21 protein-coding genes are annotated in these 24,758 nt (G+C 57.4%); 15 read left to right on the top strand and 6 right to left on the bottom strand.

Annotated features, from left to right (window positions below):
• Nucleotides 1–3 precede the first annotated feature (3 nt).
• Together atpD and atpC are read left to right on the top strand one after the other, a co-directional pair.
• Complete coding sequence (gene atpD, locus K227x_RS10245; RefSeq protein ID WP_145169404.1) at nt 4–1,461, top strand: F0F1 ATP synthase subunit beta; 1,458 nt, start codon at nt 4–6, stop codon at nt 1,459–1,461.
• A gap of 2 nt (nt 1,462–1,463) precedes the next feature.
• Nucleotides 1,464–1,853: an ATP synthase F1 subunit epsilon gene (gene atpC / locus K227x_RS10240; RefSeq protein WP_145169403.1), complete on the top strand. Its 390-nt coding sequence runs from the start codon at nt 1,464–1,466 to the stop codon at nt 1,851–1,853.
• Nucleotides 1,854–1,950: 97 nt separating this feature from the next.
• Here the strand turns inward: atpC and K227x_RS10235 are convergent, their stop codons facing one another.
• The 3 genes from K227x_RS10235 to K227x_RS10225 are packed head-to-tail and all read right to left on the bottom strand — an operon-like array spanning nt 1,951 to nt 4,934.
• Nucleotides 1,951–3,186 (bottom strand): MlaD family protein, encoded by a 1,236-nt coding sequence (locus K227x_RS10235; protein WP_145169402.1) that lies wholly within the window; start codon nt 3,184–3,186, stop codon nt 1,951–1,953.
• 15 nt (nt 3,187–3,201) lie between these two features.
• Nucleotides 3,202–4,077, bottom strand: a complete 876-nt coding sequence (locus tag K227x_RS10230; RefSeq protein WP_218934052.1) for an ABC transporter ATP-binding protein — start codon at nt 4,075–4,077, stop codon at nt 3,202–3,204.
• Nucleotides 4,065–4,934, bottom strand: coding sequence for an MlaE family ABC transporter permease (locus K227x_RS10225; protein WP_391540428.1), 870 nt, complete (start codon nt 4,932–4,934; stop codon nt 4,065–4,067). Before K227x_RS10225 ends, K227x_RS10230 begins: the two co-directional genes overlap by 13 nt.
• 585 nt (nt 4,935–5,519) lie before the next feature.
• On the opposite strand from K227x_RS10225, the gene K227x_RS10220 reads away from it, so the two are divergent.
• Complete coding sequence (locus tag K227x_RS10220; RefSeq protein ID WP_145169401.1) at nt 5,520–6,341, top strand: hypothetical protein; 822 nt, start codon at nt 5,520–5,522, stop codon at nt 6,339–6,341.
• A gap of 232 nt (nt 6,342–6,573) precedes the next feature.
• Here K227x_RS10220 and K227x_RS10215 read toward each other — a convergent pair whose 3' ends face one another.
• The 3 genes from K227x_RS10215 to K227x_RS10205 all read right to left on the bottom strand — a co-directional run bounded on the left by K227x_RS10215 (nt 6,574) and on the right by K227x_RS10205 (nt 11,593).
• On the bottom strand, nt 6,574–7,731 hold the full coding sequence (locus K227x_RS10215) for an ROK family transcriptional regulator (protein WP_218933903.1): 1,158 nt from the start codon (nt 7,729–7,731) through the stop codon (nt 6,574–6,576).
• 101 nt (nt 7,732–7,832) lie between these two features.
• Nucleotides 7,833–9,269, bottom strand: a complete 1,437-nt coding sequence (locus K227x_RS10210; protein ID WP_145169399.1) for a DUF1501 domain-containing protein — start codon at nt 9,267–9,269, stop codon at nt 7,833–7,835.
• A gap of 26 nt (nt 9,270–9,295) precedes the next feature.
• Entirely contained in the window at nt 9,296–11,593 is a 2,298-nt protein-coding gene (locus K227x_RS10205; protein WP_218933902.1) for a PSD1 and planctomycete cytochrome C domain-containing protein, read from the bottom strand.
• Nucleotides 11,594–11,912: 319 nt separating this feature from the next.
• Between K227x_RS10205 and K227x_RS30410 the strand changes: the two genes are divergently transcribed.
• The 12 genes from K227x_RS30410 to K227x_RS10145 all read left to right on the top strand — a co-directional run bounded on the left by K227x_RS30410 (nt 11,913) and on the right by K227x_RS10145 (nt 24,733).
• Nucleotides 11,913–13,436 (top strand): alpha/beta fold hydrolase, encoded by a 1,524-nt coding sequence (locus K227x_RS30410; protein ID WP_218933901.1) that lies wholly within the window; start codon nt 11,913–11,915, stop codon nt 13,434–13,436.
• A gap of 140 nt (nt 13,437–13,576) precedes the next feature.
• Nucleotides 13,577–14,500: a hypothetical protein gene (locus K227x_RS10195; protein WP_145169397.1), complete on the top strand. Its 924-nt coding sequence runs from the start codon at nt 13,577–13,579 to the stop codon at nt 14,498–14,500.
• Between the two features lie 85 nt (nt 14,501–14,585).
• Complete coding sequence (locus K227x_RS10190) at nt 14,586–15,803, top strand: purple acid phosphatase family protein (protein ID WP_145169396.1); 1,218 nt, start codon at nt 14,586–14,588, stop codon at nt 15,801–15,803.
• Between the two features lie 62 nt (nt 15,804–15,865).
• Complete coding sequence (locus K227x_RS10185) at nt 15,866–16,867, top strand: CHAD domain-containing protein (RefSeq protein ID WP_145169395.1); 1,002 nt, start codon at nt 15,866–15,868, stop codon at nt 16,865–16,867.
• A 318-nt stretch (nt 16,868–17,185) separates the two neighbouring features.
• Nucleotides 17,186–17,749 (top strand): nucleotide exchange factor GrpE, encoded by a 564-nt coding sequence (locus K227x_RS31385; RefSeq protein WP_145169394.1) that lies wholly within the window; start codon nt 17,186–17,188, stop codon nt 17,747–17,749.
• On the top strand, nt 17,746–17,940 hold the full coding sequence (locus K227x_RS10175) for a hypothetical protein (protein ID WP_145169393.1): 195 nt from the start codon (nt 17,746–17,748) through the stop codon (nt 17,938–17,940). The genes K227x_RS31385 and K227x_RS10175 overlap by 4 nt, the downstream gene beginning before the upstream one ends.
• A gap of 282 nt (nt 17,941–18,222) precedes the next feature.
• Nucleotides 18,223–18,657 (top strand): Hsp20/alpha crystallin family protein, encoded by a 435-nt coding sequence (locus tag K227x_RS10170; RefSeq protein WP_145169392.1) that lies wholly within the window; start codon nt 18,223–18,225, stop codon nt 18,655–18,657.
• A 112-nt stretch (nt 18,658–18,769) separates the two neighbouring features.
• The gene (locus K227x_RS10165) at nt 18,770–19,186 is read left to right on the top strand and encodes an Hsp20/alpha crystallin family protein (protein ID WP_145169391.1); all 417 of its coding nucleotides are present in this window, start codon (nt 18,770–18,772) and stop codon (nt 19,184–19,186) included.
• A 220-nt stretch (nt 19,187–19,406) separates the two neighbouring features.
• Nucleotides 19,407–20,462 carry an alkaline phosphatase D family protein gene (locus K227x_RS10160; protein WP_145169390.1) on the top strand — a complete coding sequence of 352 codons (1,056 nt, stop codon included), beginning with the start codon at nt 19,407–19,409 and terminating at the stop codon, nt 20,460–20,462.
• Between the two features lie 207 nt (nt 20,463–20,669).
• Nucleotides 20,670–21,962: a Gfo/Idh/MocA family protein gene (locus K227x_RS10155; RefSeq protein ID WP_145169389.1), complete on the top strand. Its 1,293-nt coding sequence runs from the start codon at nt 20,670–20,672 to the stop codon at nt 21,960–21,962.
• Nucleotides 21,963–22,503: 541 nt separating this feature from the next.
• Nucleotides 22,504–23,931: an autotransporter outer membrane beta-barrel domain-containing protein gene (locus K227x_RS10150; protein WP_218933899.1), complete on the top strand. Its 1,428-nt coding sequence runs from the start codon at nt 22,504–22,506 to the stop codon at nt 23,929–23,931.
• Between the two features lie 178 nt (nt 23,932–24,109).
• On the top strand, nt 24,110–24,733 hold the full coding sequence (locus K227x_RS10145; RefSeq protein WP_218933898.1) for a ubiquitin-like protein: 624 nt from the start codon (nt 24,110–24,112) through the stop codon (nt 24,731–24,733).
• The last annotated feature ends 25 nt before the right edge of the window (nt 24,734–24,758 follow it).

Raw genomic sequence — 24,758 nt, 5'->3', positions numbered from 1 at the left:
CCCATGTCCACCGCAACTGAAACTGCTATCGGCCGCGTTACCCAGGTCATTGGGTCGACGTTCGACATCGAATTCCCCGAAGGCAAACTGCCGCCGATCTATAACGCTGTCACGATCAACTCGCAGCACAAAGGTGTGACGATCAATCTGACCGGCGAAGTCCAACAACACCTCGGTGGTGGACGCGTGCGTGCAATCGCCTTGGGAAGCACCGAAGGCATGATGCGGGGCATGGATGTCGTTGACACCGGCAAGCCTGTGACGGTCCCTGTGGGTCAAGCCACCTTGGGCCGAGTGTTCAACGTTTTGGGTGAAACGATCGACGGACGTGGCGAAGTCAACGCCGACGATTATCGTCCCATTCACCGCCAAGCACCGGCCGTTCACGAACTGTCGACGAACACCGAAGTCTTCGAAACGGGCATCAAGGTCGTCGACCTGCTGACACCGTTCGTGCGGGGTGGGAAAGCCGGTTTGTTCGGCGGTGCAGGTCTGGGCAAGACAGTTATTTTGACCGAACTGATCGCCCGGATCGCCAGTGCCCACGGTGGTTACTCGGTGTTCGCCGGTGTGGGTGAACGAACCCGCGAAGGCACCGACCTGTGGTTGGAAATGCAGGACACCGAAATCGGTGACACCGGACGCAAAGTTATCGAACAGACCTGTATGGTGTTCGGCCAAATGAACGAGCCCCCAGGGTCGCGTCTTCGCGTCGCTCTGTCGGCATTGACCATGGCTGAATACTTCCGCGATTCAACCGGTGCGGACACGTTGTTGTTCGTCGACAACATTTTCCGTTTCTCGCAAGCCGGTTCGGAAGTATCCGCTCTGCTTGGACGGATGCCATCGGCCGTGGGTTACCAGCCCACGCTGGCCACCGAAATGGGTGCCCTGCAAGAACGAATCACGTCGACCAAGAACGGGGCGATCACGTCGGTGCAAGCCGTCTACGTTCCTGCCGATGACCCGACCGACCCTGCACCGGCGACGGCCTTTGGCCAGTTGGATGCGTTTATCTATCTGGAACGGTCGATTTCGGAAAAGGGTATCTACCCAGCCATTGACCCGTTGGCGTCGAACTCGCGAATTTTGGATCCACAGTACGTCGGCGAACGTCACTACGCGATCGCCCGCCGTGTCCAAACGACACTGCAACGTTACCGCGAATTGCAAGACATCATCGCCATCCTTGGTGTCGATGAATTGAGCGAAGAAGACAAGACGATCGTACACCGCGCTCGACGAATCGAACGATTCATGAGCCAGCCGTTCTTGGTCGCCGAAGTCTTCACCGGCAAGAAAGGTGAAATCACCCCGCTGGCAGACACCATCCGCAGCTTCGAAGAAATCTGTGACGGCAAGTGGGATCACCTGCCCGAGCAAGCATTCATGTACGTTGGTTCGATCGAGCAAGCGGAAGCTCAAGCGAAAAAGATGGCCGAAAAAGAAAAGGCTAAGTAATCATGGCAGCTCTGCGATGCGTCGTTGTGACGCCCGAGAAAACCGAACTGGACCGCGAAGCCGACTACATTTCGCTGCCGATGGACGACGGCGAACTGGGTGTGCTGAAGGGCCGGGCGCCGATGATTGGTCGCTTGGGCTTTGGTACGCTGCGTTTGCAAACCGCTGCCGGCCCGGAACGATACTATGTCGACGGTGGCTTTGCCCAAGTCGAAGACAACGTGGTCAACGTGCTTACCGGACGTTTGATCCCAGTCGATTTGATCGATAGCGACAAAGCACGCGACGAGCTGAACGATGCTCGAGCGTTGCCAAGTTCGAAACAGGAAGAGATGGCCGCTAAACTGGTCGCCATCCGCAAGGCTCGCGGTAAGCTGCGAGCATCAAGCTAAGCTTCCCCTGCCTTTAAAAACGTAGTGGGATTCGCCACCATTCCCCCCGCCGATCTATCGGTCAGGAGTCGTGGCGAATCCCACTACGGCCGCTAGCTTATTTCAGACCAGCACCGCTAGGCCGCTTGGTCAGTGCCCCACGGACACCCAACTCGCGTGGGTCCCGGGCTATCTTGTCGGTGAAGACACGAACGTCGTCCATGATCGGACGGATCCGGGCGGTCGCCATCTCGATGTTCTCGACCGTGCGGCGCACCTGGTAATACAGTTCGTCGTCGTCCAAGAATCGTTTGACCGATCCGTTGCTATTGTTCAGCGATTCGCCGAACTGTTCGACCTGCATCAGCGTCCGCTCGACCGAGCTAAGCGTCTGCAGCACCTGTGCCACCAATTCGTCGCCACGATCGGCCAGCGGTTCGGTGAACTTCTCTAGGTTGGCGAACGTCTTCTCTGCGTTGCCGATCACGCCTCGGGCGCCTTCGACAGTGTCCTTGGCCGTATTGACGGTTTCTTCGGCCACATGACCGACCTTTTCGAACTGGTTGCCGACTCGTTCGAAGCTTTCGAAGGTTGTCTTTGTCGTTTCCAAGGCGGCACGAGCATCCTGTAACAAGATCGGCAGCTCTGCCATCGATGCTTCTAGGTTGGCGCGAGTTTCCGGATTCCCGATGATTTTGCGAGCGTCCACAATCGCACCTTGAAACTCCTGCAGTGCTAACTGTGCATCCTTGGCCACCGCATCAATGCGTCCATCGGTTCCGCCGACGACTTGGCGGACTTCCATCGCCAGCTGATTGACGCTTTCACCGGCCGTCGCGATCGACTGTGCTGCCAATTGAATGGCATCGACGCTGGACTGGACTCCATCCTGCATCTCAAACAGGCCAGGGGTCTTTCTGCCGTAATCAATGAACTCGTCGTCGGTGAACGGCGCGTCCAGCAACTTTTCGTCACCGCGGATCTGCTTGGGCAGTTGCCGCGGATCATTGATGCGAACGAATTCCAACTTCGAGTCGCCGGTCACCAAGTTGCCCGATCCGATGCGCGGGATATAGCGATGCGACAGACGTTGATCGCTTCGCATAGCCAGCGAAACCAGCACTCCGCCTTCGTCGCGCAACTTGATGTCGGACACTCGTCCGATCGGGACTCCATCGCGATAGACAGCCGTATTCAAACCGATGCCTTCGGCCGACTGGAATACGACCTGCAACGAATAGTCGTTGTTGAACACACTTGGAAATGCGCCAAACAGGAATGTCAGAATGATGCCGACCCCAATGGAGGAGATGACCAGCACGCCGACGCCGAATTTTAGTTTGTTTTCATCCATGATTTTTATGACGTCCTAGTCTTCTAGACCTCGCCCCATCTCGCTGAGTCGCTCGCCGGCTTCACCGCGAACGAACTGACGAACACGACTGTCAACAGCATGTTCCAAATCGCTGGGCGAACCGTCGAACAGGATCTGCGATTCGCCTTCCTCCAGACGACGCCGTGGGTAAAACATCAAAACACGATCCGATACTTTTCTTGCCGTATGCATGTCGTGTGTCACCACGACGCTGGTCACCGGATAGCGGCGGCGAGTGTCCATGATCAACTCGTTGATCACATCGCTCATGATCGGATCCAGACCGGTCGTCGGTTCGTCGTACACCAACAGATCCGGACGCAAGATCAACGCGCGAGCCAAACCGACACGTTTTCGCATCCCTCCGGACAGTTCCGCCGGGCGTTTGCGAGTCACATCTTTGGGTAGTCCCACTTCGGCGATGTGCTGCATCACGCGTTCACGGACTTCGTCTTCGCCTGCCGATGCATCGTTCTGACGGAGGGGGAACGCGACGTTGTCAAAGATCGACATGCTGTCGAATAACGCGGCGTTCTGAAATACAAAACCAATTCGGCGTCGGATCTCGGCAATCTCGCTCTGGCTCAGTCCGTTCAACCGGCTGCCATCAAACGAAACGGTGCCCGTCGTCGGCGTGATCAAACCCACCAACGTTTTCATGAACACGGTCTTGCCACATCCACTTTCGCCGATGATGGCAAGCGTTTGGCCGCGAGCGATGTTCAAGTCGATATCGCGAAGAATCCATTGGCCGCCAAACTGGACCGATACGTCGGACACCTCGATCAAATTTTCAGCGATGGCCACAGTGTTGCCCGTTGAGGTTCCAAAGTCATCGCGGGTTTCGAATTCCGTACTCACAGGAACGATGCCCCCGACGGATAAAGCGAGTAGTAGATCGAATTCAAGACGATGGTCAGGAACAGGTCGACGCTAAGGATTAACACAAACGAGTAGACAAAGGCGGTGGTCGCTGCTTTGCCAACGCCCTCGGCCCCAGGTTCGCAGTGGAACCCGCGATAGCAAGAAACGATGGCGATGATGCCGCCGAAAAACACACTCTTGAAGATCCCGCTGAACAGGTCGAAACCGGCGACGCCTTCGCGAGAGTGGTTCAGGTACGCAGCGTGGTCGATTCCCAAGATGATGACACTATAGAAATAGCCGCCGACGATCCCCATGAAGTCGGCCATGATCGTCAGCGCCGGGATCAACAGGATGCACGCCAAGAATCGTGGCACCACCAAATAATGAATCGGGTCGGCTCCCATCGTCGTCAATGCATCGATCTGTTCGGTCACACGCATCGTGCCAAGCACAGCCGCCATCGCACTGCCAACACGCCCGGCGAGCATGGTCGCAGCCAACACGGGCCCAAGTTCCTTGACCAAACTGCTGTTGATCACGACGCCCAGCCGTGTCTCCAAACCAATCGCGTGAAACTGGGCATAGCTTTGAACGGCCAAGACCATTCCGATGAAGGTGCCCGTCAGCGCCACCACGGGCAGGCTAAGCGCACCGATCTGATAAAAATTGATCAGCAGGGTTCCCCGCGAAGGCAATCGCGTGAACATCCAACGCAGCATCTGAAACGTGAACAGCGACAAATCGCCGATCGTCATGATGCCGTCGACTACCGCAGACCCCCATTCGGTCACCCAACGGACCAACGGCGACGCGTTATCTCGTCGGGGCAAACTCGAAATCGATGCAGCCGACTCGGACAATGGACCATGACCTCTAGTAGCGGGGACGCGCCCAAACACAACCAATCGGGACGTATCAATTGTATCGGTCAGCACGACCTTGAGGATTAAGAAAGATTGCCCGGTTACCAATCGCCGCCAACATCAACCGCTGTGAAACACACCCCAACGCGAGTCGCTCACCGATCACCTGCCTGCCCGCTACTTCCGTCGATGCTCGCACACCGGCGACCCGCCTCCCCGCTGCCACCGCCAGTCGCCGTGTACCGGCTGCTTGCCTGCCTCCCCTCTCCCCCCGCTCGGTCGCGAAGTTCCACTTCGCGACCGAGCGGGGGGAGAGGGGTCGGGGGTGAGGGGAGGCCACGGGGCGAGGAGAGCCCACCCCCCCACCAAAAACCAGTGTCTAAAACCCGACACCTTTTCCGGCGCAACCCGAATAACCGAACCAATCACTACGCCACTGATCATTCGCGCCACTCCACTCGATAACAGAACCTCTCGCGTACTCGCCCCACCACAAAATCGTCATCAATCGGTTTATCCGCAATGATGCTGGAACTAGCGCAGTGCGGCCACAGAATTCACGTTTTGAAAGATCGGGGTTGAGTGATGGATCCAATCAAGAAGACCGGCATCCGAGCCGTCGCATGCCACGCGGCTCTACTTGCACTTTGCCTCTCAGCATCGGCGCAAGAGGGATCTCCCTTGGGCAACTTTGCGACGCTCGAAGGTTGCGAACAAGCGCCGTGTGGCGAATTTCATCACGGCACCGCTTGTTGCGATAACGGGAACGCGGGCGGTTACTACGGCGAAATTCAATTCCTGCGTCTGAAAGCGCACGCGTCGGAAGGGGACACGTATTCGGACGATGGCGTCCCGCGAGCAAGGAATGGATACCGCATCAACCTCGGCTACCAAACCAGCGAAGGACTGGGCGCTCGGTTTCGCTATTTCGACTACGACGGAGCGCAAGAGTTTCCCGATGGCCGGGGAGGCTTGAAGGCCGACTATTTCGATTTCGAAGTCACCGATCAGTTCCGGCTCAGCAAGTTCGATGGCATCTTGTCCGCGGGCTATCGCCACGCCAATTTGGAAGAACTGTACCAGGACGATAACTACGCCGATTTCAAGGGTGATGGCCTCACATTGGGCGCCATGCTGCAGCGGGACATGGGATGCAACCTTAGCCTGTACGGCTGGATGCAACACTCAATCCTCGTCGGCGACGACCCGGCGGCTGGCAGCGAAGGGTTGGTGGCCAGTTGGACCGAACTTCAGCTTGGTGGTCAGTACAACAATTGTGTCGCTGGCTACAACACCTTCATTCGCGGTGGAGCGGAAGCCCAGCAACACGCGGGCATTGTCGACGACGATTCCGAAGACACCGGGCTATTCGGTTGGTTCCTTTCTTGCGGCGTGACGTTCTAGCAGCAGCTTTGATCGACGTTTTTCTAGAACGGACGTTCCGACGTGAAGTCCACCGCGATTCGTGTTCAAAACGGGGACTACGAAGTGGATCACCATGGGGACGTCCCGCTTCGTCGGCACGGCGTTGCCGTCCTGGGTTTGGATCCACATCCACGACGGCCTGGAAAGACCGCCCTACGTGTCGCTTGGGATTTGGATTTCGTTGCGATCATTGATTCCCACTTCAACCCGATCACACCGTGATGCGTGAATTGGTTAGATGTTCGATACTGCCGGCGATCGCACCTTCTCGTTTGCTGCCGCGGGCGCGGAGGATCCGGCAATTTCGAAATGCAGGCACTAGCGCCTTGGATTCGGTTTCTCGAATCAGCTGATCCAAAAAATTATCGTCCAGATCAAGCATGCGGCTATGCACGAACAGGGTTTCCGGATTGAACAAATTGATGGCTGTCACCAGTGCAAATACCAACCCCTGAGACACCCAACGCAGTTCCCGATCGACCCGGATTTCACCATCACGCACGCGCTGCACCACTTGTTCGATATTGAGCACTTCCCCCAATCGATCCGAAACGACCCGCGCCAACGCGGTATCGCTGGCGATTGTTTCCAGGCATCCCGAACGGCCGCACCCACAACGAACTCCGTCGGGCACCATCGGCAAGTGCCCGATTTCGCCCGCCAATCCGCTGCTGCCCTTCAACAACTCTCCGGCGATCATGACGCCCAGCCCTAACCCGGTACTGGCATCCAGCATGGCAAAATCGCCAAGGTCTGTCGCCAGTCCGAAATGACGTTCGGCCAAACACAGCGCATCGGACTCTTGCAGCACCGTGCACTCCACGCCCAATCGCGCGGACAAATCGGCGGCCAAGCAACGGCCGTTGGTCACCGGCACATTCGGTGACAGTATCGATCGGCCCTCGCGGTAGTCAAACAACCCTGGGACACTGATGCCGATCCCCAAAGTCCGCATCCGGCCGCCGCACAGGGCTGCGACACAGTCAGCGAACATTCTCAGCAATTGGTCATAGTCGCATGGCGTTGCAAACGCTTGGATCGTCTGCGGCCGCAGCTCGCCATCGAGCCCTGCCGCAACGATGCGGCAGTTGGGCGAATCGACGACGAGTCCGATGATCTGGGACGCTTCCCCGCCAAGTCGTAATTTCTTTGCCGGACGTCCGCGGGTCGCTTGCGGCGATTCGAACTCTTCCAACAATCCCGACTGCAACAACGACGCGACTGCTTTCGAAACCGTTGGCCGCGTTGCGCCGATCAAACGCGTCACCTCGGCACGCGATTGCGGACCGTGGCTTTGCAAAATGCGCAGCACAGCTCGTTGGTTCATCTGACTCAGCAGCTTGGGGTCACTGGAAACAGGTTCAATCATGGCAAACGATGCTTCGAGAATCCCGGCACGGAAACGGACGCCCACAAACCGACCCGCCGATACGAATCCGCCGATACGAATCCGCCGGGGCTCGCCAACACTCATGCAAATAGATCATGAATAATGCGGCCTCCCACGTCCGTCAGCGTCTCTTCACGCCCTTGATGGAACCACGACAACAACTCGTGGTCCATCCCCATCGCATGCAGAATCGTTGCGTGCAAATCGTGCAAATGCACTTTATCCTCGACGGCCTCGAACCCAAGCTCGTCGGTTTTGCCGTAAGTCGTTCCACCCTTCACATGCCCACCGGCCATCCACATCGTGAATCCATACGGATTGTGGTTGCGGCCGGGCGCATCCTTTCCTTCGCTGAATGGCATGCGTCCAAATTCACCGCCCCAAATGACCAATGTGTCTTCTAGCATTCCGCGTTGCTCCAGATCTGTCAGCAGTGCGGCGATCGGCTGGTCCACCTCTGCGGCGTGGCCACCGTGATTCTTTTCGATGCTTTCGTGAGCATCCCAAGTTTCCTCTAAGTGACCGCCGCCGGAATACAGTTGGATAAAGCGAACCCCGCGTTCCACCAACCGCCGGGCGATCAAACAGTTTCGGCCGTATTCATCGGTTGGCTTTTGCCCGACGCCATACATTTCCAGCGTCGCGGCGCTCTCTTGACTGAGGTCGACCGCTTCGGGGGTTGCCGCCTGCATGCGATACGCCAGCTCAAAGCTTTCGATCCGATCGGCCAGCGTCTGGCGACCTGCCCGTGCCGCCAAATGTTTTTGATTGAAACGCGCTAACAGATCCAACTGTTCACGTTGGACGGCCTGTGTAATGTGGTCAGGGCCTTTCAGATCCAAGATCGGATTGCCGACCGGACGAAACAGCGTTCCGTTGTACGTGCCGGGCATAAAACCGCTGGACCAATTTGACTGACCACCGATGGGGCCACCCCGTTTGTCAAGAATGACGACATAGCCAGGCAAATTCTCGTTCTCGGACCCCATCCCATACACACACCAACTGCCTAGCGAAGGGCGTCCAATCTGTGTCTTGCCCGTGTTCATCGCCACCAGCGCAGAACCGTGGGCGTGGCTGTCGGTATGACAGGAATTGATCACGCACAGTTTGTCGGCATGCTCTCGGACCTTCGGAAAGTAGTCCGAAACCATCAGGCCACTTTCGCCACCCGGCCGAAACGGTCGCCACGCTGGGGTCAGGTAACCCATTGCCCGGCCGCCCGAGTTGGTGAACTTTTTGTCCGCCGGCAATTGTTTGCCCGCAGCCTTTTCCAGCTCGGGCTTGTAGTCGAACGTGTCGACCTGTGACGGAGCACCGTTCATCATCAGAAAGATCACGGACTTTGCCCGCGGTACAGCGCTGGCCAGTGCAGAGCCGCGCAGGGGCTGGCCCGCGATCGCCGAACCGTTTCCGGACAACATTCCCGCTAGGGCGACACCGGTGAACCCGGCGCCCATTTCCCAGACGAATTCACGACGTGATTGACCACAGGGGAACTTCGGTTGATCAGACATTTGGACTCAGATCCTTGTGGCGGGAATCAGTCTACGTACAGAAATTCGTTCGAATTGATTAGCACTTGTGCCAACGAGGCCAGCGCGAGTTCGGTGGGATCGATGGGCGGCGTGCGCGATGGATCGGCGGCAGCCTTGACGTCGGGGGCGACGCTTGCCGGCGCGTCGGACTGGTCGCTGGATTGTGCAAACAGATCTCGCTGCGATGCCAAAAATCGTTCGGCGTCACGCCGCTCATCCGCGGCCGGGGATCGGGCCAATACGGCCGACCACATCGCTTGCACCGGATCGGACTGGGCGACTGCATTCTTGGCCAAACTCTGCGATCGATCATGCACAAACGGGTTGTTCATCATCACCAATGCCTGCGTCGGCACCGTGGTCACGTCTCGTTGTGCACACGATTGATTGGCGTCCGAAAAATTGAACGTCGTCATCATTGGTGACAGCAAAGCGCGTTTGGAATAAAGGTACAAACTTCGTCGGAACTGTTCCTGTTGCGGCGACACCTGCCACGCCTTTGACTTTCGCGACAGCCCTTCCAGCGCGGCGGCACTGATTTCGGGTTGGAAACCGGGTCCGCCAAGTCGCAGATCCAGTTCACCCGTGGTCGCCAACATCGAATCCCGCAACGCTTCGGCATCCAGACGCCGGATCTTGGCTCGCCACCACAAACGGTTGCCCGCATCTTTCGTTTCGTACTTGTCCGATTGCGGATGCAACGACGATTGCCGCCATGTTTGGGATGTCAAAATCAGCTTGTGAATCCGCTTGGTTTTCCAGTCCCCCGAAACCAGCTCGGCCGCCAACCAATCCAGCAGCCTGGGGTGTGTCGGCGGGTCCGCCAAAAATCCGAAATTATTGGGAGACCGAACGATCGCCGCACCGAAATGATGCCCCCACAGTCGATTGACATAGACTCGCGCGGTCAACGGATTTTCAGGATGGGCAATCCACTGGGCCAACTGCAGTCGACGCTGCGACGTCCTTGCATCCTCGGGCGGTGCTTCAAATTCTCGTTCCAGCTGGGGAAACATCGACAGGGAAGCGGGCCGTACTTCCTGTAGCGGTGCATCACGTTCCCCATTGGCAAGCAACCGGATCGGTTCTGGCTTGCTGGTCAGATCCGTCCAGCCAAGAACATCGTCGAACCCCAATTCTTTCGCACTGGGGCCACCCAGCAAGTCGCGTGCGCGTGGCCCAATCGGTCCCGCCCAAAACGCGGATGCCATACGGTAGTAATCTTCTTGCATGATGGGATCAAATTTGTGCGCGTGGCAACGTGCACATTTGACCGTCAGCCCCAGGAACGCCGATGACGTCGTATGGACCAAATCCTCCAAGCGGTCGTATTGATAATCCAGCGGGTCGTTCGGTTCGTCATTCCAAGTTCCCAGCCGCAGAAACCCCGTCGCGATCGTGGACTTCTCGGTCCGACCGGGGATCTCGTCACCCGCCAACTGTTGGATGATGAATTGATCCACAGGCATGTCGGCGTTCAACGCATCGACCACCCAGTCGCGATACTTCCACGCAAACGGCTTTTCTTGATCCCGTTCATACCCGCTGGTGTCCGCGTAACGGACCAAGTCCAGCCAGTACCGCGCCCACCGCTGTCCGTATTGCGGCGAATCCAACAAGCGATCAATTTCCTGGTCCCATGCCTGGTCCGACGGGTCAGCTTCGAATGCTTCGATCTGCATCTGGGTCGGTGGTAAACCGGTGAGATCCACGTACAGTCGTCGCAGCAGAACACGCGGTGCGGCTTGCGGCGCAGGAACAAATCCCGCCCGTTCCAGGCCCGAAAAAACAAAAGCGTCAATCGGATTGGGCGGCTGAGGCAACGAAGTGAGTCGCGGAACGCTCGGCCGGACGACCGGCTGAAGCGACCACCAATCACGGCCACTTCGGCCAGAACTGGTGCGTTCAAACCAGTCCAGTTTTCGGTCCGCAGGCCAGTCGGCTCCCCCCGCGATCCAACGCTGCAGCACCGCGATTTCATCCGCTGGCAACTGCTGCGATACACCCTTTTGCGCCGGAGGCATTTCACCACCGTGGACGCGTAGCAGCAATTCACTATCACTGGGCGTATCAAGATCCACCGCCGCACCGGATTCGCCACCGGCCAACAAGCCGGCCTGCGTGGTAAGCAACAGTCCGCCGGACGGTTCAGCCCCCTGGTGACACTCAACACAGCGGTTTAGCAGCAACGGCGCAACATCACGCTCGAACTGAACCGGTTCATCCGCAACCGCCAACGTCGCCCCACAGAAGGCCAGCCCCGTTGAACCCAACGCCAGCCAGTGAATCCAACGATAAACCAAGGTATCACTCCTGTGAAAACACGCGACCGCCTTCCCGCAAAAGTACGATCGTAACTTTCCTCTACCCATTAAGCAAACAGTATTTACTAAATAGCGGACTGCCGAAGGTGCAGAGGAGCGATCGCTCAGAAATCCATGACGGAGTGAAGCTGCTAACCTCCGTAACCGAGAACGAGTTCAGCCCTCCACGATCAAAACAAGTCCCCACCGTTCGTAGTACCGGCTTCAGCCGGATTCGATACCCGGCAACCCATACAATTCCGCCTAAAGAGAGTGTCCAGCGAACGACAGCCTCGGAGAGGCGAAAGCCTCATGCCGGTTGCCTCGGCAACCGGATTTGGCTGCCGCCGCTCCGCAGCTAGCTGCACGCCGCCTGAAGGCGGTACTACCAACAAAACGCCCACGACCGCATCCCACCTCGTTTGACAGCCACCGACAACAAGGCCGCACCATCAAGATCCTTTTTCTACACGGCTGGAATTCCGTCACCGGCGGCCGCAAACCCAGCTTCCTGGCGGACGCGGGTCATGAAGTTTTCAACCCCGCACTTCCAGACGAGGACTTTGACCAAGCGGTTCGAATTGCGGAAGCGGAGTTGGTCCGGCACCAGCCTGACGTGATCGTCGGATCGTCTCGCGGCGGCGCCGTCGCAATCAACATGAACAGTGGCCGAACACCGTTGGTGCTGCTTTGTCCCGCATGGAAGCGATGGGGCACCGTCACAAGCGTGTCGCAGAACACGATCATCTTGCACTCACCTCAGGACGATGTGATTCCACTAACCGATAGCCAGTCGCTGATTTCGAACAGTGGCCTGCCGCCGACGTCGTTGATCGAAATTGGAACCGACCATCGTCTCGCGGATCCCCAGTCGCTGGCAACGATGCTGGACGCTTGCCTGGGGTTCCGTCCCAGGGTGATGGGTGCCGATTTTGGTGCTCCGCGGAAGGCAGGCGATCAGGCAAAGAAGATCATCCTGATGGAAGCGATTCGGTTGGGTGACAAGAAGTACGCCATCGAAGCAACAGGTCGCAATCGCCGCCTAACGCGTCCCTTCGACAGCAAGCAATCCTGGAAACACAACCGACGCGGTTGGACGCTGCCTGAACTATCCGATTCACTGGAAAGCGATTGCACGATTCGATCCGCTGCATTCGACTTCCCGTTCTCGATTCCAATAGGTTTGCTGAACGATCCCGAATTCGCAGCACGATTGGGGCAACCCGTTTTTCGCACTCGGGATCGATGGGTTCGTTATGTCAGCGACCAGCTTGCCCTGCGGTTTGCGAACGAAAACGCGGGCGCCGAGATGACTGACCTAGCCAAGTTCACACCTTGGAAAGACAAGGATTTCTGGCAGCGCCGGTGCACCGACACGGCAACCCAAGGAAGCCCGCCGCTGAAACATCTGTTCCAAAATGTGTTCTCCATGACGATCTGCGGTGCCGCCTTGCTAGGCCGTCTTTCCAGCGACGGGTACTGCACTCTGCTGGACACGGCAAACGCCAACTCGCATCGATCCATCTTCGAAACCTACCCCCGCGAAGTTGCCAATCGGATTGGATTCCGAGGAAGCTATAAATCATGCCCCGAAGCCTGTCTGGAAAAGGCACTCGAATACTTACAAAACCGAAACATCGACTTGATTTTCGACAGCGACATTCGCCATTTTTGCGAAACGTATCGCACGTCCTCAACGGACCCTGATGGTGCGGATGCTTTCTTGTGTTTGGTGGCTTCGATCTGCGAGTCCGAAGGCATCAGCCGTCTTTGTCGCGGAACCGCCAACGCCTCGACTTTACGGCAAGAGGGCGCGATCATCGTGCCCGCGGCCATTGAGTGACGGCGCTGCGAAAGCTTGAAGACCGATGTCCCGTAGCGGGCATCGGTTTCGCATTCGAATAGTTTTGTTACGGTGGTTCTCCCCAGGCCCCCTCCACCCAGACCCCATCCACGCAATTCATAAACTATGATGCTGCGTCCATGAATGCACCCGCACCACCAACGTTCAGCGACCATTCGGCCACCCGTCGGATGATGGCGTGCTTGCGCATGGTGGTCGTGATCGAATGTTTCGGGCTGGGCGGACGCTATCTGTTTTCGTCTTTCGAAACGGAAAGCGACATCTACGGTTGGCTGTATTTCGATTGCCATTGGTCCGAAACGGTTGCCCAAGCAATCGACAACGGGGGTGCACTGGCGACATTGGTCGCCGGTGGACTGCTGTGTGTGACCGGTTGGTGGATGGGCCAAAATCCCAATGGACCATCGGGATCGAAATTGGTGCGTTGGCTTGACCGTGCGGCCGCGTCATGGATCGCGATTTGGATGCTGTTGCTCGCCGCGGCGCACATGATGCGAGCAGCCGTGTTTGCGGAATTGGCGCTACCCGAACACGCGGTCCGTTACGCTGCCCCATTGGCATTGGCGGTCTGCGGTGGTGCTGGCTGGGGAGCCCCTTTGAAAGCGTCCGCGCAGCTCCGGCGAACCAGCAACATCGTGCTGATGTTGACCGTCGCGGCGGCCTGCACATTCGCCGCACATGGCTACAAGGCGTACCAGTGTTACGCCCCGTTTACCGATCTAATTCTGCTATCGGACATGCAATGGACCGACACCGGATGTACCCAGGCGACGGCCGAACAAGTGCTGGTTGTGATCGGAATCGCGGACATCATCGTGGCCTTGGTCTTGTTGGTCTTTCGGTCGCGTTGGGCGGCGTTCTACATGGTCGTTTGGGGCTTTGTAACGGCGGCGAGTAGAATGACGGCACTCGGCAGCGACGCTTGGCCCGAAACATTGATCCGGATCGCAAACGGCGGAGTCCCTTTGGCGCTATTGGCCTATTGGATGACGTCACAACCGCCGCCCCCGACCGCAACCACACCAACTCCGCCCTCCGACTAGCTCCGCATCCCCCCATCCTCACCGCGGCCGTCGCAATTAGCGGCAGACCGCCCCCACCCATCCCATCGATTGGATTCGCATTCCGATGACACGACTGAAACCTGCCCATTCGCTGATTCTGGGCATCCTGTGCTGCTTGACGTTGGCAACCGGAACTGCCGATGCCGCCGCTCCGCTATCCGGTACCCAACCAGCCCAATGGCGTGTGGTCTGGACCGACGATCCGGCAACCACGGCGACGGTTTCCTGGAGTACCGCCGAAGCCGGCAAGTCCCACTCGCTCCGCTTTCGTGTCAAAGGCAGCGATGAAAGCCAGGCCGCCCAACTGGCTGACTCGGGCCGCTACACCGGCGGTGAATCCGAACTGCACTACCACCATGTTCGCCTGACCGATCTGCAACCCGCGACAGCTTACGAAGTCCAAATGGTCAGCGACGCGGACCAATCGCCCGTGTTCTATTTTGTGACTGCTCCGGCAACCGATCGCGAATTCAGCATTCTGCATGGTGGCGATTCACGTTCGGACCACAAAGCCCGGCAACGCATGAACCAGATGATTGCCGATCTGGTCGCGACTTCGTACGACAATGATGACCTGGGCGATGACATCTTGGCGCTCGCCCACGGTGGCGACTATGTGGTCACCGGCACCAAGATGGATCTTTGGTCCGCATGGTTGTCGGACCACGAAATGACGACCACACCGGACGGTCGATTGCTGCCGGTCATCCCCGCCCGTGGGAATCACGACAAAGGAAAACCGTTCAACGAAGTGTTCGGATTCCCCGAGGGCGACCTGAACTATTACGGCATCGACATCGGTCCCCAAGTTCGCTTCACCACGTTGAATTCCGAGACCAGCACCGCAGGCGACCAAGCACAGTGGTTGAAGGCGGAACTGAAACAATCGCGTGCCAGCCATCGCTGGGTAGTCGCCCAATACCATCGCCCGGTCTACCCCGCGGTCAAGTCACCCGGTTCCGGTCTGAAGAGCTGGGTGCCGTTGTTCGAAAAGTACAACGTCGACTTGGTTTGCGAAGCGGACGGACACAACATCAAACGAACTGTCCCGATTCGCGGCGGCGTGCAAGACGAAACCGGTGTGGTCTACATCGGGGAAGGCGGACTGGGCGTTCCCCAGCGAACCCCCAAACCCGACCGTTGGTTCCTGCAATCCCCCGGCATGGCCGACCAAGGCAACCATGTGTTCGTGTTGAAATTCACGAACGAAACGCTACAGGGCACCTGCCTGCTAGAAGGCGGAACGGTCCGCGATCAGTTCACCCGAAACGTCCGACCGTAAATCCGGTGCCGCCTGTGAGTGGAACCGCGAGACGCAATCTTGAAAAACGCTTGGTATCGCGGATGAATGTTTCCATCACGAATCCGCCAAACTCCGCTGGGTTGGAGGAAGACAATTTGGCCGACGCTGGCGACCGTATCGACGCCGCCGCACGGTCGATGATTCGATTGCGAGTGTGCTGGGTCATGCACTGGCTGTCCGAATCGGGAAAAGAGGTTCCCGATTCTTCGGAAACCGTGCATCAATTACGCGTTTGGTCGCGCCGCACACTGGCGGCGTTGCACGCCTACGCTGGGATATTGCCTCGCACAGAACGGAAGTGGTTTCAAAAGCAGATGAATCGCATTCGCCGAGCGGCTGGCGATGCGCGCGACCTGGATGTATTGCTGGAAAATTGCAAAACAAAGAAAGGAAAGCACGGCAAGAGAATTCGCCGCCAATTCATGAAGGAACGTTGTCATGCGCAGCGTCCGATCTGGCAACTGCACCAGAAGTTGATCAAAAAACGACAACTGCAAACACGCCTTGATCGGATGCTACGAGCGATTCCCGTCGACAGCGATTCCTCGCTTGCAAACCAGTCGCTGAGGGAGTGGGCGGAACAGCAAATCATGCAGTCCACCGAAGGGATTCTCTCGGCGACACCAACGGACTTCTCTAGCTTTCGCCAGTTGCACCAGTTGCGGATTCAGGCCAAACAGATGCGATATACGCTGGAACTTTTCGCGTACTTGCTACCCGAAAACCGCACCCAACATCTCGCTGAGGTTGTCGAGGACATTCAGAACCGGCTGGGGCGAATCAATGATCACGTCGTACTGGGGCGACGCTTGCAACGATTACGGTCGCACCCGCCCAGATCGTCTCACGCCAAGAAGATCAAGACCATGGCAAGGCTTGAACGCAAAACCGCCAAGAAGCTGCGTGATCAATTCATTCGCAAGTGGCCCAAGATGGATGCCACCCTTCGCTTGCATCTGCACGAACACGGCGTCAAAAGTCGCAGCGATAGCGGTGCGGCAAACGGCCCCTGTTCCACCAACTCGCAATTGCCGACCGATTGAATCGCGCTGGAAATCAGTGAGCACTCATCCGGGCTAAATCATCCATACGTCTTACGGTGTGCCGACTCGCAACCACCTGTGATGGAAAGCCCCGAACCGCCCCTCGCTTGCTGAGGGCAGCGTCCCCTGCCACTCCGGCCAGGCCCCCTGCACAAAAAGCGGTTTCGATTGATTTGAAATTTGCCCGCCGATTTTTCATAATGAAGGTGCGAACGGACGACGCATTCCTAGGATCGTTTGCGTTTCCAAGGATCGTCGGAATCAACGATTGATTCACGGAGGTTTTCAGTTTGTTGCCAACCCACCGGAGGCAAGACAATGAATGAAAACGTTCATCACACCACGACCCACCCATTCCACGACGCGTTCCATCGATCGTCAACCGAGAACACAGTCGGGGCCAGTTGCCCAGACTGGGACCTCGGACAACACGGTCAGCGCGATCGCTGTTCTACCCATGAACGCTGCTCCCCTCATCAGCGCTGTGCGTCTGAAAATCCCAGCGGCCCCGACGGGAGTGAAAGCCGTTCCACCTTCAAGCTGATGCGTGACCTATTGCCGGTGATGGACAACCTGGAACGCGCGATCCTGGCAGGTCGCTATAGCGGCGATTTTGACGAGTTGATGGAAGCCGTCGAATTGGTTCGAAATCAGTTTTTCGACACGCTGACGAGCCACGGTTTGAAGAAGCTTGCTGGCTCGCCGGGCCCCTTTAATGCGGCCCAACATCGTGTCGTCGGGCAACAGGAAAACGACGAACATCCAGATGGATCCGTCGTTGGCGTGGTCCAGCAGGGATATCGCTTGCGCGACAGCATCCTGCGGCCATCCAAAGTCGTGGTAGCTCGTAACCAATGCACTGAATTGGGAGAAGAAAAATGATCGAGTACGTGATTATCGAAACGGACCATGGATACACCATTGCCGGTGTCCCGGAAGGATCAGACGCGGAGACGGCCGCGAAAGCAGCCGGCGGCGTGCTAGTCGACGACGCACGTTACCGCACGTTCGATGCAGCACAGGATGCATTGGCTGCCTTCCCAAGCCCGTTCCCCGAAAAGGCCTTGGAATAGCCGCCCCATCCCTGCATCGCGGCGCCCCAATTGGCGAGCAACGGTCAAGCGGTTCGCGATCCGTTGCTCGCCTGCGTCGCTCGTTGCCGACCCTTCGATTCCAATCCAACGGCATCGGCACGGATCGGGCACACTCGCAAACGGGTGGGGAAATTTTTGCGGACGCGGCGGTTTCGATTGGCACGGGCGTTGCATTTTCTAGGCAACGAAAGGTCCGACTGTCAAAAAGGCAAACACAAACGGATCACTCTTCTTTTGACCCCGCTTCAAAGGAGCGAAAAGATGTTATCAACACGATGGGAACCCTGGACCGAACTGGATCGACTGAGCCGCGAAATGGATCGATTGTTTCATCGTGGCGGCAACGGTCAAAGCAGCCTGGCTGGTGCCGGCAGCGTTCCCGCTTTGAACGTATGGGAAGATGATGCCAACCTCTATGCCGAAGCAGAACTACCAGGCTTTGCTTTCGACGATTTGAACATCTACGTGTTGGGAAACCAACTGACGATCCAAGGCGAACGTCGGCCACCGCAGCACGAAGGTGGATCGTGGCATCGGCAAGAACGCGGCTATGGCAAATTCAGTCGCATGATTGAATTGCCGACTGAAATCAATGCCGACGGCGTGTCCGCTGAACTCAATCACGGCATACTCCACATCACTCTGCCGAAGACCGAAGCGGTCAAACCACGCCGCATCGAAGTGAAGTCGACCTGATCAGGTATCGACATCCGCTAAACAGACAAGCATCAAACTGTTGAGCGTCAAAACTGTTGAGCGTCAAAAGTGTTGAACAATGGTTCGGAGCATTATCATTCGGAGAATTGTGATGAGTACGACAATGACGACAACCAGTCCAAGCGAAACCCACAGCACCAACGATCCGCGATTCGATTCCGGTACCCAAAAACCGATGTCGCCCACTTTCCAACCGCGATTTGACATCTGGGAAGGTGACGACGAGTGGATCCTATACGGTGACCTACCCGGCGTGGTATGTGACGACTTGGTTGTCACTTTCGAAAACCGACAGCTGAGCGTCCACGGGAAAGTCGGGCGTTGTTTCGATGGCGAAAATGCATTGTGCAGCGAGTACCGCGTGGGCGATTTCCAACGATCCTTTACGGTCGGCGAAGCAATCAACAGCGAAGCCATTTCGGCTGAACTGCGCGATGGCGTGCTGACGCTGCACCTGCCAAAATCGGATCGAGCGAAGCCTCGTCGCATCGAAGTCAGCGCAACCTAGTTGCGCCAGCAACACGGTGCGTCGAACTCGGATGGTGTCAGACGATGCACTCGCGTTGCAGTTTCATCAGACACCACGCGATCGCGTCCGGTCGCCAGTCCTGCCCCAAGCATGACGGACCGGACGCGTGTGTGTGGCGAGCGACCATTTTGATCGCCTCTGATCGCCTCTGATCGCAAACGAACTCCATTGGCGACGATCGTGGTTGTACAATCGTGGGATGCAAAACACAAAAATCAAACCATGGTTGTGCGGTGTGGCGGTGTTGATGACTTGCTCGGCCCTGCACGCCGAAGCACCATCCAGCCGCGCTGAACCGCTTTCGCGGATCGTGTTCGGTTCCTGCATCAAGCAAGACCAACCCACACCCATCTTTCAGCCGATGTTGGCGGCCAAGCCCGAACTGTTGCTGTTCACCGGCGACAACATCTATGGCGACACCGACGATATGCCAACCCTGCGAGCGAAGTATGACAAGCTGGCGCGGAATCCATCCTTCGCTGCGCTGCGGAATGCCTGTCCGGTTCTGGCGACATGGGACGACCATGACTACGGCGCCAACGATGGGGGAGCGGATTACGCCAAACGGGAAGAGTCGCAAACCGAGTTCCTAGAATTTTGGCAGACACCGCAGCAATCCCCCCTTCGTAAACGCAGCGGTGTTTACGATGCCAAAATTTTCGGCCCAGCTGGCCAGCGCACACAAGTCATCTTGTTGGACACACGCTATTTCCGCTCGGCGCTAAAAACCGGCGATCGCCGTGTCGGTGGCCCTTACGTTCCGGACGACACGCCGACCAAGACGATGCTGGGCGACCAGCAGTGGCAATGGCTGAAAGTTCAACTGCAGCAGCCTGCCCAACTGCGGCTAATCGTATCCAGCATTCAGTTCGTCGCATCATCGGCCGGCCAAGAATGTTGGGCCAACCTGCCGCTGCAACGGAAACAAATGATGGATCTGGTTCAGTCCACCAGGGCAACCGGAGTCCTGTTGATCAGCGGCGATCGACACTGGTCCGAAATTTCCTCGGTCACGCCCGACGGCGGCTACCCGATGATCGACGTCACCTGCAGCAGCTTGAATCAACTGCACGCCCGCGGCACCCCGACCGAGAACGACTTTCGCATCAGCAACACGTATCACCGCGAGAACTTCGGAATCCTTTCGGTCGATTGGCAGGACTCCGATCCGCTGGTCCAGATCAGTGTTCGAGACATCGAAGGCAAGCCGCGAATCGAAAAAACCATCCGACTAAGCGAACTGAGCCTTCAATAGCGATCCAGCGATTCGCGTTCCGCAGATCAGAGTTGCAGTGATTTGCGAGCTCAGCAGGATGCCGCATTGCAGCCACCCGACATCGCCCCATTGCCCTCTCGCCTAGCTTAGAATGTAACGGACGTCGGGACTGACGAGCCTGTCGCCAATTTGCGACCAACACTCCTGACCCAACACATCCCGCCTCCTCGATCCCCACCTCAAACTATGACGCATCGACGCAGCTTTCTATCCACCACGTTGGCCGCGGGAGCGGCGACTTTGGCGGCACCGTATTTTGTTTCATCCCAAGCCTTGGGCGCCGAAGATTCAGTAGCGGCGTCCGAACGCATCACGCTGGGGGTGATTGGAATCGGCCCACGCTGCACCTACGACTTGACCGCTATATTGAAGCTAAAAGACGTGCAATGCGTTGCGATCGCGGATGTGCAACAGTCACGACGCGATGCCGGCAAGAAATTGGTGGATGATCATTACGGCAACCAGGATTGCAAACTGTACCACGACTTTCGCGAACTGCTGGCGCGAGACGATATTGACGCGGTCCTGATCGCAACCGGCGACCGCTGGCACGCCGCCGCATCGATCATGGCGGCCGAAGCGGGCAAGGACGTCTATAGCGAAAAACCTTGCGGAATCACGATTCACGACTGCCAAAAGATTGACGAGACGTTCAAACGAACCGGGCGAATCTTTCAAGCCGGCACCCAGCGACGCAGTGTGCCGAATTTCATCCAAGCCGTTCAGACAGCTCAGTCTGGGAAACTAGGCCAGCTAAAAGAGTTGCAAGCCACTGCCTATCTGCCGACCCTGGACAACACTTGGTTGCCCGCCGAACCGACACCGGACAACGCCGTTTGCAACTGGAATCTATGGCTGGGGCCGGCCGCTTGGCGACCGTACAACCACAAATACGTGAGCGGAGGTTGGCGCGGCCAGTACGACTTCGATAGCGGTGCACGACTGCTGGACTGGGGCGCGCATACGCTGGACCTTTGCCAATGGGCCGCCAGCGCTGACGATACGATGCCCGTCAAATACGAACCGTCGCAAACAGCGATCACCTGCACTTATGCCAACGGCGTTCGGTTGGTGGTGGATTTCCTAGAAACTCCCTTTGGTGATCGTAGCCCCCGTTGGCTGACTCGACTGGGAACATGCCCCGTGCGATTCATCGGTGACGAAGGTTCTGTCGAAACAGGCGATGAAGGCGAGATTGTTGCATCGTCACCCGCACTGCAAAAAGAACTCGCATCCATCCGCCGTGTCCGGGGCTTGGACGTGACCGCACACGCCCGCAACTTCTTCGATTGCATCAAGAGCCGGGAACAAGCGACCTGCAACGCAACCGTCATGCGTCGGTCGCACGTCGCTTGTCACGCCGCAGCGCTCGCGTGGATCTTGAACCGAACCCTGGTGATCGATCCGAAAACGGAAACTTTTCAAAACGACGACGAAGCCAATCGGCTTCGCATTCGCCCGCAGCGTGACTGGGCATAGGCCCGATTAGCGATCGGCCGCGGCGGACATTGGCATGACCGATGCCTGTATCTGCGTTGTGTGTCAAAGTGGAACGCCATTTCGAAAAGAGCTGCAAGGAGGCGGCATCTTCCATTGGTGTCTACCAGCGTTTCGGTTTTCGCCGCTGCGCCGCGGGACGGTAGCCAGGTGAATTCCCGACGACGGGACTTCGGATCGGCGCCCCCCTTGTTCGATTGACGGTCGAATCCCCGATGGGAACCCGACCATACAGGTCGGGGCAATGCACATCGCTGGGTCCAGATCTGGCAATCCGGTCAGTTCGATCGGATCTCGGCAAAGCCTCCGATCGAACGGATTTTGACAGGATCCACTGCGTTCCCGTGCAAGGTGCACACGGACCTAGGACGGTCGTGACGATTAAACGCCATGCAGCGGTGTTGCTCAATTTATCGGTTTCGCCCAGCCGAATGAATGCCAATACAAATCGACATTCAAAAACACGAATCATAGGGGCAAAAGTATGTTTCGTTCATGGACCACATGCGCGCTGATCCTTTGTGTGACAGCCGCACAAGCGACACCTCCACTGCTGATCAACTCGTCCAATTCCACCCTGACGCAAATCGATGGGCGGGCACGAAATGCAACACTGACCGTAGCATCCGGCGAGACCGTTTACGCAGTCAACGTTGCTGCAGAGAGCAATTACTTCTACACAGTCCTAACGGGAGAAGGCGAGCAATGGAGGTTTGATTTTGCTGAATCGAGTGGCAACCTGCTGGACCATGGTACCGACGTCCCGGCCCCAAGCACGATAGCCCCAGGAGAGTATGCGTTCTTCTGGGAAAGCTTTAGTGGCGACTTCACCATCGACTTCGTCTTTCACCTGCCGTCTTTTGAAGCAGGCCAGTTGCTCGGCAGCACAACGCAGATTCAATTCCAGAACCAGAACTACCAGTTTCAATCGCTGAGCAACCAAGTGCGAACGATGGCCGGCAGTTTTTCGGGCGGTGGCTATTCGATGGACCTGGTCTCCCTGACCCCACCACCGCGCACCGCTGATGGCGAATATGCACCGATCGGGCTGGTCAGCTACGAAGATTCCACCGTCGATCAGGTCAGCTATCAAAGCGGTATGGGCAGCCAACTCGGCAGTCGCAGCCAACGAACCTCCCCGCTGACCCGAGGCGGTTGGGGTGGTTGGATGCAAGGATACGGCATCGGCGGCAGCGCCGACGGACATCTGGGTGTGTCAGGATTTGACTACGGCGGTGGCGGTACCCAGTTGGGGCTGTTCCGTCACATCGACGCGCACACGATGGTTGGATTCTTTGGTGCCTACGGCTATCAAAACATCAGCACAGACGACGGTTCCGAGGCCGATGTCAATAGCGGCATGCTGGGCATGTTCCTGCACCGCAATGATCACGAAGGCAACTATTACACGCTAGCCAGCAGCGCGTCATACGACGACTACGATACTTCACGCATCGGCGGCATTACCAGCAATTTTGACGGCGTGCAAACGGGCACCTATCTGGAACGCGGTTGGGAACGGAATTTGGGCGGACTGAAGGTCCAGCCGAACGTTGCCTTGCAATACCTTTGGGTCCACCAAGACGACCATGTCGAAACCGGTGGCGCGTCGATCGATGATGTCGACGGTCATTCACTGCGCAGCATGGTGGGCGCCAATTTTTACGGCAACCGCCACGTCCATGGCGCGCTCGGCTGGCGTTGGACACCCAATTCCCGAGCCTCTTGGATGCACGAATATCTGGACCCGGCGACCAGCGTGACGGGCACTCAGGGCGGATCTAGTTTCGCAACCAACGGATTGGACCTAGGTCGTGACTGGGCACTGTTGGGCGTCGGCCTGCAAGGTGATCGCAACGCCGCATTGACGCTGTACGCCAACTACGACCTGCAAGTCAACGACCGCCAAAGATTCCACACCGGCAGTGGCGGCCTAGTCTGGATGCGTTAGTGGGGCGTCGAAGACTCCCAATCGTCCCCGAGCAAGCGGGACGCTGTCAAAAAAGAAAATGGGACATCCCGTTTTCGGCCCGGCCCGATCGGGGACGAGTCTGACATCATTTTCACCAGTTCTAGATGCCATCCCCTATCGGCGGCCGCGGCATCTTTTAACCCTTCCATGAAATCGAATGAAAACCTTCATTGCGACGGCGACATCAGCGACTCCCCAAGAGTCGCCCCAGCGATGTTGCCACCACCGGTTTTACAATCGGAGTTTCCTTCTGAAAGAATTGCGGCAGTCGTTGCCGATGGGGATTCGCAGCTTTGCGATTCTTTCGATCATGGTGTTCGTGGGCGTTTCACCCGTCTCCGCGATGCTGATTTTCGTCAAGACGCTGGGGGGGAAGACAGTGACGTTGGATGTTCAGGCCAGTGACTCGATTGAAAACGTGAAATCAAAATTGCAAGAGAAGGAGGGAATTCCGCCCGATCAACAGGTGTTGATCTTTGCCGGTAAAGAGTTGCAGGATGACCGAACCCTTTCGGATTACAACGTTCAAGAAGAGGCCACACTTCACCTCGTGCAGCTGGCGACCGGTGGAGCTCCGGATAGTACGGCTGTGGTCGCGGGATCTCAGTTGGCTAGCTTGCACGCCGGAATTTCTCAATCGTCGATCTCATTGGGCGGATTTCAGTTCCAGTTCCTGCGCGATCAAGTCAACGGGATCATTCGCAGCGGTTGCCATCACCGCCGCGTCGTCCTGCCCCGACGCCCGTCGTCTGGTAGAATGTCTCGCTTGGAAATTACCTGATCCCCGCATAGTCTCACCCCGCCGA

This window comes from Rubripirellula lacrimiformis (assembly GCF_007741535.1).
In the GTDB taxonomy this organism is placed as follows: domain Bacteria; phylum Planctomycetota; class Planctomycetia; order Pirellulales; family Pirellulaceae; genus Rubripirellula; species Rubripirellula lacrimiformis.
Note: the sequence above shows the minus strand (reverse complement) of the source record. Positions and strands in the feature narration are given on the sequence as shown.

What these genes read in the sequence shown, in the direction of transcription:
- atpD (WP_145169404.1), top strand. Translation starts at nt 4, where the DNA reads ATGTCCACCGCAACTGAAACTGCTATCGGCCGCGTTACCCAGGTCATT.
- atpC (WP_145169403.1), top strand. Translation starts at nt 1,464, where the DNA reads ATGGCAGCTCTGCGATGCGTCGTTGTGACGCCCGAGAAAACCGAACTG.
- K227x_RS10235 (WP_145169402.1), bottom strand. Translation starts at nt 3,186, where the DNA reads ATGGATGAAAACAAACTAAAATTCGGCGTCGGCGTGCTGGTCATCTCC.
- K227x_RS10215 (WP_218933903.1), bottom strand. Translation starts at nt 7,731, where the DNA reads ATGATTGAACCTGTTTCCAGTGACCCCAAGCTGCTGAGTCAGATGAAC.
- K227x_RS10210 (WP_145169399.1), bottom strand. Translation starts at nt 9,269, where the DNA reads ATGTCTGATCAACCGAAGTTCCCCTGTGGTCAATCACGTCGTGAATTC.
- K227x_RS10195 (WP_145169397.1), top strand. Translation starts at nt 13,577, where the DNA reads ATGAATGCACCCGCACCACCAACGTTCAGCGACCATTCGGCCACCCGT.
- K227x_RS10190 (WP_145169396.1), top strand. Translation starts at nt 14,586, where the DNA reads ATGACACGACTGAAACCTGCCCATTCGCTGATTCTGGGCATCCTGTGC.
- K227x_RS10185 (WP_145169395.1), top strand. Translation starts at nt 15,866, where the DNA reads ATGAATGTTTCCATCACGAATCCGCCAAACTCCGCTGGGTTGGAGGAA.
- K227x_RS31385 (WP_145169394.1), top strand. Translation starts at nt 17,186, where the DNA reads ATGAATGAAAACGTTCATCACACCACGACCCACCCATTCCACGACGCG.
- K227x_RS10175 (WP_145169393.1), top strand. Translation starts at nt 17,746, where the DNA reads ATGATCGAGTACGTGATTATCGAAACGGACCATGGATACACCATTGCC.
- K227x_RS10170 (WP_145169392.1), top strand. Translation starts at nt 18,223, where the DNA reads ATGTTATCAACACGATGGGAACCCTGGACCGAACTGGATCGACTGAGC.
- K227x_RS10165 (WP_145169391.1), top strand. Translation starts at nt 18,770, where the DNA reads ATGAGTACGACAATGACGACAACCAGTCCAAGCGAAACCCACAGCACC.
- K227x_RS10160 (WP_145169390.1), top strand. Translation starts at nt 19,407, where the DNA reads ATGCAAAACACAAAAATCAAACCATGGTTGTGCGGTGTGGCGGTGTTG.
- K227x_RS10155 (WP_145169389.1), top strand. Translation starts at nt 20,670, where the DNA reads ATGACGCATCGACGCAGCTTTCTATCCACCACGTTGGCCGCGGGAGCG.
- K227x_RS10145 (WP_218933898.1), top strand. Translation starts at nt 24,110, where the DNA reads ATGAAAACCTTCATTGCGACGGCGACATCAGCGACTCCCCAAGAGTCG.